The 1651-nt window shown below is 72.6% G+C and carries 1 protein-coding gene; it reads right to left on the bottom strand.

From position 1 onward, the window contains the following. Positions 1 to 149: 149 nt before the first annotated feature. Entirely contained in the window at positions 150 to 1583 is a 1434-nt protein-coding gene (pyk, locus tag HMPREF0731_RS00100) for a pyruvate kinase (protein WP_007001923.1), read from the bottom strand. Between the last annotated feature and the right edge of the window lie 68 nt (positions 1584 to 1651).

Here is a 1651-nt window from a genome sequence, read left to right on the forward strand (position 1 = left end):
GCGTGGTGGCGCGCGACGGGGCGCTGACCGGCTATCGCTGGGGCATCGAGCGCAAGCGCGCCTTGCTGGCGCGCGAGCGGGCCGCGCAAGGCGGCGGCGACTGAAAAAGGGCCGCCGGGCCGGGCAGGACCCCGCCCGGCGGCCGTGCCTCACTTCACCGCGGCGACGCGCAGCGCGTTGGTGGTGCCCGGCGTGCCGAAGGGCACGCCGGCGGTGACGACGATCTCGTCGCCGGCCTGGGCGAAGCCCTCCGCCTGCGTCGCGCGCACCGCCTTGGCCACCATGTCGGTCATCGAATGCGGCTCGGCCGAGACCAGGGAGTGTACGCCCCAGACCACCGCCATGCGGCGCGCCGTGGATTCGCTGCTGGTCAGGCCGAGGATCGGGCTGGCCGGGCGCTCCCGCGCCACGCGCAGCGTGGTGGAGCCGGTCGAGGTGAAGGTGGCGATCGCCTCCGCCTCGATCGTCTCGGCCACCTGGCGGGCGGCGGCGGCGATGGCGCCGGCGGAGTTCTTCTCCGGCGCCGGGCGCGCCGCGTCGGTGATCTGCCGCCAGCCGGCATCCTGCTCCACCCGGTAGAGGATGCGGTCCATCATGTTCACCGCCTCGAACGGGTATTGCCCGGCGGCGCTCTCGGCCGAGAGCATCACCGCGTCCGCCCCGTCGAACACGGCGGTCGCGACGTCGGAGGCCTCGGCGCGGGTGGGGGCGGGGGCGGTGATCATGCTCTCCAGCATCTGCGTCGCGACCACCACCGGCAGGCCGCGGGCGCGCGCCTCGCGCACGATGCGCTTCTGGATCAGCGGCACCTCCTCCGGCGCGCATTCCACGCCGAGATCGCCGCGCGCCACCATGACGCAATCGGTGAGGTCGAGGATGCCTTCCAGGTTCTCGACCGCCTGCGGCTTCTCCATCTTCACCATCACCCAGGCGCGGCCGGCGGCGATGGCCTTGGCCTCCGCCACATCCTCGGGCCGCTGCACGAAGGACAGGCCGATATACTCGATGCCGAGCGGCAGGACGAAATCGAGATCGGCGCGGTCCTTCGCGGTCAGCGCCGGGATCGGCAGCGCCACGTCGGGCACGTTGACGCCCTTGCGGTCGGAGAGCGGGCCGCCCACCAGGATCTCGGTCTCCAGATGGTCCTCGCGCTTGTGAACCACGCGCAGCCGCAGCTTGCCATCGTCCAGCAGCAGCGAGGTGCCGATGCGCGCCGCCTCGATGATCTCGGGATGCGGCAGCTGCACGCGGCGCACATCGCCCGGCGTCGCGCTGAGGTCGAGGCGGAAATGCTGCCCGGCCTGCAGCTGCACCCGCCCGCCCTGGAAGCGGCCGACCCGCAGCTTCGGGCCCTGCACATCGGCCAGGATGCCGATCGGGCGGCCGACCTTCTTCTCCAGCTCGCGGATCATGCGGATGCGCTCGGCATGGTCCTCATGGCTGCCATGGCTGAAATTCAGGCGGAACACATCCGCCCCGCCGCGATACAGCCGCTCGATCACCTCCGGCGTGGAACTGGCGGGACCAAGCGTCGCGACGATCTTGGTGCGGCGGCGGCGGCGGAGGGGGATGCGCGGGGCCAAGGTGTTTTCCTTACGCTGCACGGGCCTCGCGGCCCGTTCTCATGGCGCCGCCCGGCCCCGCCGCGCCC

The organism is Pseudoroseomonas cervicalis ATCC 49957, from assembly GCF_000164635.1.
GTDB classification, from domain to species: domain Bacteria; phylum Pseudomonadota; class Alphaproteobacteria; order Acetobacterales; family Acetobacteraceae; genus Pseudoroseomonas; species Pseudoroseomonas cervicalis.